Consider the following 10,148-nt stretch of genomic DNA (forward strand, 5'->3'; position numbering starts at 1 on the left):
AGTTAATCCGAATCAATTTCTATTGCGATAGATTCCTCTGACTTTTGCGACGAGGGCCACTGCACCGCAGGAGCAATACTAGGAACTGTAACATAAGTCAAAATCCAACAAGTTAATCCGAATCAATTTCTATTGCGATAGATTCCTCTGACTTTTGCGACGAGGAGCCACTGCACCGTAGGAGCAATAATAGATATTATTCGGATAGTGTTACTTGTAGGAGACTTATGGCACAGCCCCGTATTTGATTTTGTTCTTGCAAAAAAGCAAGTATCTAAATCGTTTTTTTGCTCTTTGTGGGTAGAAAAGGGTGTGACAACTCTCCTCGTTCATAATCAAGTAATAGTAGACAAAAATTAAAATGGAAATTTACTCGTTTTCTTTCCGAAAATGGTATGGTAAACCTTGAAATATTATGTTCGGTCCAGCGTTTAAAAAAAACGAAGTTTCAGTTGTACCGAGAAATGATGGCGATTTCATTTTGGCCAAGCTATAGTTTAGGTGGGGGTAACAAATATGATTCATTTCAAATTAACGTATCTGTTTTCAGAACCAAATGTGGAGACATTTCTTCATTTAACGAAGTGGAATTATGAGGAATTTTTAGTTGAGATTGCTAAGATCAATCAAATCACTGAACAGCGGTTGAATCAAAGAATCACGGTTCATCAAGGGAAAGTTTTGGTTCCTTCGCTAATTCAGCGAAAGTGGACGGAAATTCTTTTCGATGTTCAGAAAAATACGTTATTTTTCTCAGAAGAAGAGCGGCGGTCAATGATTTATCTCCTTGCTTTTGCGGCAGTTAAAGATTTATCCGTCTATCAGTTTCAGGATCTTTTCTATGTCAGTAAAAACACGATCTTAAAGGATATAAAAGGAATCAGAGAGGAGCTTGCAGCATCAGAGATCCAACTATTGTACTCTAGGAAACATGGCTTCTATCTTGAAGGGGAAGAATATCCAATCCGTACTCTTGCTTTTCAAAAAGTCAGTGCGTTATCCAATACGAAAAATGGGAATTTACTTTTGTTTGAAGGAATCTATGAGCAGGACAAAACGATTTATGTTCGGATTAGAGATCGTTTGGCAGTAACACTGGCTGCTTTCAATCTGGTGATTGTACCGAGTCGCTTTGAAGAAATGCTCTACTTTCTCAACTATTTATGCTTTCGGATGGCAGAAACGACTGTTTCTTTAGCAGAGACAGAAACATCGCTTCTACAGTCGCTGCATGTCTATCAAGTCAGCCAGCAGTTTTTAGCAGAATTTCCTGTCATCAAAGATCGGGACACGGAAGAACTTTATGTAACGATCCTACTGAAAACGATTCTGCAAGGAGATATTGAAGATTCTTCATTAGAATTTTTATTGGAATGTGCCAGTAAGATCATTCACGAAATGGAAGGATTGGCAGCCATTGAGTTTGTGGACTATCGGAGCCTTTTGATGAACACATTCTATCATCTTGTTCCTGCGTACTTTCGGATCCGCTACAGTTTTCCGTTAGAGAATGTGCTGATCGAAGAAATCAAGTTGCAATACAATGAGTTGTTTGAACTGACGAGACGAGCACTGGGTTCTTTAGAAAACTTAGTCGGCACGATTCCTGATGAAGAAATCGGTTATTTTACGATTTTGTTTGGTGGAGAAATCAGTAAGCAAAAGGCTAAACGCGATTACTTCCAATTGAATGCACTAGTCGTCTGCCCCAGCGGCATCAGTTCATCTTTGATTTTGGAATCAGAATTAAAGGAATTGTTTCCCCAGATTCATTTTTTACCGGCACGTTCGATCGAAGAGTATGAGAATGTTCCTTTCAATGAAGAGATTGATTTGATTTTTTCCAGTGCGCCGATCAAAACCAAACGGCCATGTTATGTGATCAATCCGATTATGACACCCATAGAGAAGGATGAACTGCTTAGAAAGGTACAAGCGGCATTCTTTCCTTCAAAAACTGGGTTGCATTCCATTGAAGATGTTTTAGAAGTGATCTTACCGTATGTTGATTTAAAAGCAGGGATCAGTAAGCAAAAGCTGAAAAAAATTTTGCAAAGAAAAATCAATCGAGAATTGAATAGAAGGGAAGACCAACGTCCGATGTTATCAGATTTATTAACAGCAGAAACCATTCAATTTACCGAGGTGCCGTTGACTTGGCAAGAAGCTATTCGAGAAGCTGCTGCACCATTAAAAAAGGCCAATAAAATTGACGAGCAGTATATTACCGCCATGATCAACAAAGTGGTGGATCACGGGCCTTTTATCCATATTGGGAAAGGCATCGCTTTGCCCCATGCGAGGCCAGAAGATGGGGTCAATGCGATTGGGATGTCGTTATTAAAAGTCAAAGAACCAGTACTTTTGAATGATGATCCGCAGCACCCTATTCAAGTGTTTATTTGTTTGGCGGCGGTTGACAATGAGCTCCATCTAAAAGCGTTAGCGAGTTTAACCAAAATTTTGTCGAATAATGAAAAACTAACTGCGTTACTTTCCGCAACGAATGCGGATCAAATAATTGAAGTGATCAGAGAAGGAGAAGATGAAAAATGAAATTTGCAGCAGTGTGTGGATCCGGCTTAGGATCAAGTTTTATGGTGGAGATGAATATCAATTCTGTTTTAAATGAATTGGGGGTCTCAGGTGTGGAAGTATCCCATTATGATTTAGGAAGTGCCGCACCCGATATGGCAGATGTTTTCTTTGTTGGCGGTGATTTAGCGGATAGCGCACAGCATCTAGGTGAGATTGTGGTCTTAGACAGCATTATCGATCTCGATGAATTGAAGCAAAAAGTTCAAACCGTTTGTCAGGAAAAAGGATTACTATAAAAAGGAGTAGACAGTCATGAACGAATTTTTAGATATTCTTGTTGATATCGCTAGTACCCCAGCGATCTTAGTCGCACTGATCGCCGTTTTGGGGAATGTACTGCAGAAAAAAGATGTTGCAACGATCGTCAAAGGCGGAATCAAGACCTTTGTTGGTTTTCTAGTGGTCACTGCGGGAGCTGGCGTGATCGAAAACTCCCTTGCGCCATTTGGTGAGATGTTTCAAGCCGCGTTTAACATGCAAGGGGTCGTGCCAAACAATGAAGCGATTGTTGCACTGGCTTTGACGACTTACGGCACTTATACTGCACTTATTATGTTAGCAGGAATGGCTTTCAACATTTTGATTGCCCGCATCACTCGCTTTAAATACATTTACTTGACTGGGCATGCCACGTTATATATGGCTTGCATGATTGCTGTGATTTTGAGTGTTACTGGGATGAATACCTTTAACCTAGTTTTATTTGGTGGCTTAGCATTAGGGATCTGCAACACGATTTTCCCAGCGATCGCACAGCCGTTTACCCGAGAAATTACCAAAAATGATTCCGTCGCATTAGGGCATACAGGGAACTTCGGCTATGCATTGAGCGGATTGATTGGGAAATACGTCGGCAATAAGGAAAAATCGACAGAAGATATCAATTTTCCGAAAGGCCTGTCTTTCTTGCGAGATTCCACCGTTAGCATCACGATTACGATGGCGGTTGTGTACGTGATCGTAGCGATTTTTGCTGGTAGCGAATTTATTACTGAAAATCTTAGCAATGGCACAAACTCGATCATTTATTCTTTGCAGCAGGCAGGTTCTTTTGCGGCGGGTGTCTTTGTGATTTTAGCTGGTGTTCGTCTGATTTTGGCGGAAATCGTACCAGCTTTTAAAGGGATTTCTGAAAAGCTTGTTCCCAATGCGATTCCTGCATTGGATTGTCCAATCGTCTTTCCATATGCACCGAATGCTGTTCTAATTGGTTTTCTAACCAGTTTTGTCGGTGGGATCGTTAGTTTGATCATCATGGTCTTTACAGGAACAACCGTCATTATTCCTGGTGTGGTGCCCCACTTCTTCTGTGGCGCAACGGCAGGTGTTTACGGCAATGCAACAGGTGGTGTGCGAGGTGCCGTCATTGGTTCCTTTGTTCATGGGATCATTATCAGCTTCATGCCGATTTTGTTGATGCCCGTCATGGGAGATCTTGGGTTCCAAGGATCAACTTTCTCTGATACCGACTATGGGGTTGCAGGGATCTTCCTTGGAAACTTAGCTAATATGGGCGGACAAATCGCAATCTTCTCAGGGATAGTTGCGGTGGTCGCTGTCTTGATCGGATTGACGATTTTCAAGAAAAACAGCCGGGCGAAATCTGTTTCTGAATAAATAGACGATGGAGGGAGAAATAGTGGCAATTAGTGAACAAGAATACCACGAACTTGAAAGATTAGCGGCAAAGATTCGTTTAGATACACTTTGTAGCATCAAGAAAATGGGGCAAGGCCATCTAGGAGGTTCCTTTTCAATTGTTGAATTATTGGCCGTTTTATACGGCAAACAGCTGCGGGTCAATCCGAAAGATCCCCAGTGGGCGGATCGTGACCGACTTGTCTTATCAAAAGGTCATGCAGGCGCCGCACTTTATAGTGCATTAGCAAATACTGGCTACTTTGATCGGTCATGGTTGTGGACAATCAATGAGGGCGGCACAAGACTGCCTTCCCATCCAGATCGTTGGAAAACTCCGGGGGTTGATGCCACCACAGGCTCACTGGGTCAGGGAACCTCCATGGCTGCAGGGATCGCCACAGGTCTGCGTTTAGCAGGCAAGGACAATTTTGTTTATTTGATCGTCGGGGATGGCGAACTAAATGAAGGACAATGCTGGGAAGCCTTCCAATACATTGCCCACTTGAAACTGAATCACTGTATCGTCATTATTGATGACAACAAAAAACAGCTAGATGGGCCAACCAAAGACATTCTTGATCCCTTTGACATCCAGCAGAAGATGACTGCCTTTGGCTTTTATACAGAAAAAGTGTTAGGGGCAGACATACGAGCCATTGATGAGGCGATCGAGCGTTGTAAAGCTGTCGAAGACCAAGCGGTTTGTATTGTTTTGGATAGTATCAAAGGACAAGGCGTTCTATTCTTTGAAGAACTTGATGCCAATCATTCCGTGAAGTTTACCACGGATGAAATCAATCAAGCAGCAGAAGAGGCAATCAAAGAATTGACGATAAAAATCGAAGGAGGACGCTAAAGCATGTTTACATTAAGCAAAACCATCGCTACCGGTAAAGAGTTGCGAACTTGTGTTGTTGACACATTGGTGGAACTCATGGATGAAAATAACCAGTTAGTTGCGTTAGATGCCGACCTTGGTTCCGCCAGTGGCTGGACAGCGATTGCCAATAAACATCCACAACGATTTATCAACATGGGGATCGCGGAAGCCAATATGGTTGGTGTAGCTGCTGGGTTGAGTTTAACTGGCTATACGCCTTTTATCCACACCTTTGGTCCGTTTGCGACGCGTCGTGTATTCGATCAACTGTTTATTTCTGGCGGCTACGGCGGCAATACAATCAATATTTACGGTTCTGATCCGGGATTTGCAGTCGGACACAATGGTGGGACCCATACAACATGGGAAGATGTGGCTTTGATGCGAATGATTCCTCAGTCGATCGTCTGCGATGCAGCGGATGAGGTTCAAATGGCTTGGATCATAAGAACCTTTAGTGAATTATCAGGTATTCATTATGTTCGTGGCAATCGGAAAGCTGTTCCTACGATTTATGAAAAAGGCTCAAATTTTGAACTAGGAAAAGGCAATATTTTAAGAGCAGGCGATGACCTGCTGTTGATTGCTAGTGGACAATTAGTTGCAGAAACACTGCATGTTGCAGAAGAATTAGCAGAAGTAGGAATCAGCTGCGAAGTGATCGATATGTTTACCATAAAACCTATTGATAGAGAATTGATCATTCGAGAAGTTCAAGGAAAACGGCAAGTCATCACCATTGAAAATCATTCCATCACTGGAGGATTAGGGAGTGCAGTCGCAGAAGTCCTTGCTGAAACCGGTAGTCCTATCTCGTTAAAACGCATTGGTGTTAATGAACGATTCGGTCAGGTAGGCACACCTGATTTCCTGCAAAAAGAATATGGCTTAGATCGAGCTTCTATCAAGCAGCAAATAGTGGGGGATAAAGTCAGCTTATAAATAAAGCATCAATGAGTTAATGGTTGATGGTTTCATTTAATTCATTTCAGGTATTGCTAAAAAACTTCAAACAGAGGGACAGTCGTGTTGCTTTGTTTGAAGTTTTTTTGTATGAATTAAGACAAAAAATAGCATCACAGCTTTTCTGATTCGGTTAATGGAAAGTAAAAAGCTTACTCTCGGTGGAGATAACTTCGATTTTGATGGACAGCTGTGATTTGCTAAATTTTTTTTACCATCGCTCCTTCTCTAAAAGGGGCAAAAGTATGTCCGGTTTGCGTCGCCATTTTTTGACCCTTGCCTGATGAATTTTAACGGACAAAAGCTCACTTATCAGTATTACAGACCTCACTTTTTCATCCGTTCAAGTTATTTTTCAGTGAGCACGCGAGAGATGCCTTCTTCCAAAGTGGTAATTGAAAAATCAGGAAAAGCTTGCTTGAATTTATCCGATAGAAAAATGTTGTCTTGTTCATATCGCGTCAGTAACTCGTCCAATTCTTTGACTTCTTTACTGAAAAACTTGGCTAGTTTAAATTGCCATAGCTGAATGACTCGATATTTTAACGGTTTATTTAGTACTTTTTCCGCAATATGGATTATCTCTTGGAATGTCCGCGGTTGGTCACAGGGTAAATGCCAGGTTTGCTGATAAGCACTTGCTGTGTTTCCGATCAGTGCCATTGCTCGGCTGGCATCTGGGGTCCAGATCAAGGTGCGTAAAGTATCTTTACTGACGGGGATGCTTACGGTCTCGTTATTTTTAATTTTGTTCAATACGAGTGTATTTGTTATACTTTGGGTTTTATTGGGACCATAAAACTCTGGCGCACGACAAATAACGGCTTCTAATCCCTCGTTTTCTATGCCATGTAAAACTAATTTTGCCATTTCAGAACGTACGACAGATTTTCTTCCTACAGGAGAAAATGGTGTGTTTTCATCCTGTGGTGTACGATCTTTTGGATACATATACGTGTTATCAAAGAAGACAAGTTTGCTGTGGGATTCAATACATGCTTTGATGACATTTGTTGTGATCTTCAAAAAATTGCTTTCCCAAAGAGCAGAATCCATGGGTAAACCAACAGTGAAATAAACAATATCACTATTTTCGATTGCTTTTTTTGTTTGATCGTAGTCCATTAAATCCGCTGCAACTACGTCATCTGTCGGATTGATTTTTTTAGGTTTACGGCTGACTAAGCGGATGTCTGTTGTGTAATTTTTGTATAATTCTTTTGCCAATTCATAACCTATTTGCCCATTGCTTCCTAATATGGTCTGCATATCTATAACTCCTCAAGATATAATTTTGCTACTGCGCGTACGGAAAAGGGATTTTGTCCCGTAATCATTCGGCCGTCTTTTACCGCAAATTCTTTATAAAATCGCTTTTTTTGAAAAAGTGCCTTTCTTTCTTCCGCTGCTTTTTGATTAAAGAAGGGAACTGTTCTCATTTTCCCAGCTAACAATTCTTCGGTTTTAGTAAATCCTGTAATTCGTTTCCCGGAAATCAAAAAATTACCTTCTCGATCTTTGATATTAAGCAACCCAGCGATCCCGTGACAAACAGATAGAATATAGCCGTTATTTTCATAAATGGCCAAAGCGATTTCTTGTATTTCTTTATTATCGGGAAAATCCCACATGACACCATGGCCACCTGTAAAATAGATCGCATGGTAATTGCTTGAATTGATTTCACTAGGTTTTTTGGTATTTATCAAACCATCCTGAACAAAACTTTTTTCTAAATAGATCTTCATAATATCCTTATCAATATACTTCATACTTCTAGGATCCAGAGGAACGAATCCACCTAAAGGACTTACAAAATCAACTTCAATGTTCTGCTGATTGAGTTCATCTATAAATTCAGCACTTTCACCTAACCAAAGCCCTGTTGCGTCATTGGTCCCAGCATATTTCTGAATGTTTGTATGTACGATTAATACTTTTTTCACGAATTAACCCTCTTTTTCATTCTATTAACGTTATTTTTTAAAGTGTGGTATTTCTAAATTTGCTTTGTTCCCTCTAAATGGTGCGATACTACCTTTGCTTCTTTTAAACGATTAAAAGATCAGCAATTCTCGCCTTTTTTATCGTCTTATGCAAACCTAACTTTCTCACAAGAATCTTGTCATAACGTTCAAAGCTTGCATCTATTGAACTACACAAAGAGAATAAATGCAATGAAAGACATTCGGAAACGTAACGATAATGTTTAGTGGCTTGTTTTTTTAAGAAAATTTTTGAAGAAGTTTCCGATTTGGGTATATATGACTTATACACGAAAGTCGTCTTTACTTGGCTGTACAATTCATTATTAGAGAAGAAATAGGCAGTTTTTCAATTGAATCTTATTCTAATGTTAGAAAGGCTCATCGAAGTTTTTTTGCTGTAAAGTTGTTTTCGTGGGCTATATTTTATTTTCTAGGTGCTCTTTTTTGCAAAAAAAATGTTGGCAGAAAATCCGTAGATACTCTGCCAACACTGACTATTCTAGAACGAATATGGGGAAATCATTGATGATGAAAAGGTAGCTTCAAAGGCACAGTTATTAGTTACCTAAAATAGCACACATTTTCTCGATTGCCTAAATTGAAAGGTTGCTAAAGCGCCTCTGTTACTGATCAGCACTATTATCTGTGGTTAATAAAAAGTTATCCTCTAAAAATTCAAAATCTTCCCGATAAGCTTTTTTGATCTCTTTAAAAGAATCATCAGGGGTAAGTTCGGTTTCCTGATCACTTGTTGAATAAGTTTCTAGCCAAACGCCCGTTCCATCAGGGAACATAAAATATCTCTGAATCGATAAGTAAATATAAGAGGACTCTTTTTCATAGTTCACAACATAGCCTGTTTGCACATCGTCGAGCGATTCTTGAGGATAGGCTTTAGAAAAGAGGTCATCTCCTTTTGATACTTGTAAGTATCTACTTATACTGGCAGCTAGGTTTCCCGACATACTCATATTTACTGAACGCAGATAGTCTCTACCAGAATAAAATGATAGTGAAGCAATAGAGGTGATGCTAGGATAATCGCCATTTGTAGGTAAGACAGACAATTCTTCTTCGTGCTGTTCAATATCCACATCCCCTTTGATTTCGATTTTGTAGCCTTTGTTAAAGTAAATAGTAGGATCATCAAGGGTAGCGACTAACGGTTGACTCACATCAACTGTGCCTGTTCGTTTAATTCCCGCTTCTTGCAAAGGATAAACGTCGACATAATCACTGTAGTCATCTTCATAATCATCTGAAAAGATCTCGGAATGATTGCTTGCATAAACAATAACCAGAATCATCAGAAGGAAACCTATAGGTAATATAATGGCCCACTTTTTTGAGATTGTTTGCGTATGTGTCCGCCTGTTTAAGTTGCTGTTTTTTTTCGAAGGTTGTTGGGCCTGTTTTTTTGTTGAAAGGACAGGTGCTTTATTTGCTCGTTGCCAGAGTGACAAGAAAGGTCGTTTCTTCTTTTTAGGTGGCTTTGGCTTGATAAACAGTGCATCATACTCCTCATAAAACTGTTTCTTTTTTCCCATTATTTATCTCCAATAATTTTCTTTGCTAAGGCAATTTCTTCAGAATCTTCTTGAATGATTGCTTCATAATCATCTGTGATACTTGCTGAGATGACCTCAATCGTTTGTACCATAGACTTCACCGAAGCTTCAATTTGTTTAGTCGATAAGCTTGTTTCACGTATCTGCTTTACCCGTTCAGAGGCCTCTACGATTTCAGGGAGCTTGATGTATAGAAACGCATTTAGTTGATGCATCTTTTGCGGGTGCGCCATCAGCTCTTGAAAAATTTCTTTCGCAGATTTTAATCCACCTTCTTTTGCCTCTACACTAGCTAATTCTTTGCTGCCTTTATTTGCAGCTTCCCAACGAAGAATCAAGGCTTTCGCTTCTCCAAGCGTTTCTTTTAATAGATTCAATTCAGAATCTGTCAATTCATGTTTTTTTTGATATTTCCGAATATTCTCTTTATATATTTTGTTGTTTTTCCAGTGATTCTTTCCTTGCAGCACCCCTGCAATTAGCAAGAGTCCCCCTAATACAGCAATATAT

9 protein-coding genes are annotated in these 10,148 nt (G+C 39.9%); 5 read left to right on the forward strand and 4 right to left on the reverse strand.

Going from position 1 to position 10,148, the window contains the following annotated elements; all coding sequences use genetic code 11:
* Positions 1 to 516 precede the first annotated feature (516 nt).
* Genes Q0A12_RS07670 through Q0A12_RS07690 form a run of 5 tightly spaced genes read left to right on the forward strand, consistent with a single transcriptional unit; the run spans position 517 to position 6,061 of the window.
* On the forward strand, positions 517 to 2,556 hold the full coding sequence (locus Q0A12_RS07670; protein WP_291292070.1) for a BglG family transcription antiterminator: 2,040 nt from the start codon (positions 517 to 519) through the stop codon (positions 2,554 to 2,556).
* The gene (locus tag Q0A12_RS07675) at positions 2,553 to 2,834 is read left to right on the forward strand and encodes a PTS sugar transporter subunit IIB (RefSeq protein ID WP_291292071.1); all 282 of its coding nucleotides are present in this window, start codon (positions 2,553 to 2,555) and stop codon (positions 2,832 to 2,834) included. Before Q0A12_RS07670 ends, Q0A12_RS07675 begins: the two co-directional genes overlap by 4 nt.
* Positions 2,835 to 2,850: 16 nt before the next feature.
* Complete coding sequence (locus Q0A12_RS07680) at positions 2,851 to 4,215, forward strand: PTS ascorbate transporter subunit IIC (RefSeq protein ID WP_291292072.1); 1,365 nt, start codon at positions 2,851 to 2,853, stop codon at positions 4,213 to 4,215.
* 22 nt (positions 4,216 to 4,237) lie between these two features.
* Positions 4,238 to 5,095 (forward strand): transketolase, encoded by an 858-nt coding sequence (locus Q0A12_RS07685; RefSeq protein WP_291292073.1) that lies wholly within the window; start codon positions 4,238 to 4,240, stop codon positions 5,093 to 5,095.
* Between the two features lie 3 nt (positions 5,096 to 5,098).
* Positions 5,099 to 6,061, forward strand: a complete 963-nt coding sequence (locus Q0A12_RS07690) for a transketolase C-terminal domain-containing protein (RefSeq protein WP_291292074.1) — start codon at positions 5,099 to 5,101, stop codon at positions 6,059 to 6,061.
* 369 nt (positions 6,062 to 6,430) lie between these two features.
* On the opposite strand, the gene Q0A12_RS07695 is transcribed toward Q0A12_RS07690, so the two are convergent.
* The 4 genes from Q0A12_RS07695 to Q0A12_RS07710 all read right to left on the reverse strand — a co-directional run.
* Entirely contained in the window at positions 6,431 to 7,351 is a 921-nt protein-coding gene (locus tag Q0A12_RS07695) for an NAD-dependent epimerase/dehydratase family protein (RefSeq protein ID WP_291292075.1), read from the reverse strand.
* A 2-nt stretch (positions 7,352 to 7,353) separates the two neighbouring features.
* On the reverse strand, positions 7,354 to 8,028 hold the full coding sequence (locus tag Q0A12_RS07700; protein ID WP_291292076.1) for a type 1 glutamine amidotransferase domain-containing protein: 675 nt from the start codon (positions 8,026 to 8,028) through the stop codon (positions 7,354 to 7,356).
* Positions 8,029 to 8,693: 665 nt separating this feature from the next.
* Positions 8,694 to 9,617: a hypothetical protein gene (locus Q0A12_RS07705; protein WP_291292077.1), complete on the reverse strand. Its 924-nt coding sequence runs from the start codon at positions 9,615 to 9,617 to the stop codon at positions 8,694 to 8,696.
* Positions 9,617 to 10,148, reverse strand: a 532-nt coding sequence (locus tag Q0A12_RS07710) for a 5-bromo-4-chloroindolyl phosphate hydrolysis family protein (RefSeq protein WP_291292078.1), incomplete at its 5' end; no start/stop codon positions are given. The genes Q0A12_RS07705 and Q0A12_RS07710, both read right to left, overlap by 1 nt.

It is taken from the genome of Enterococcus sp. (genome assembly GCF_022711995.1).
GTDB lineage: Bacteria > Bacillota > Bacilli > Lactobacillales > Enterococcaceae > Enterococcus_D.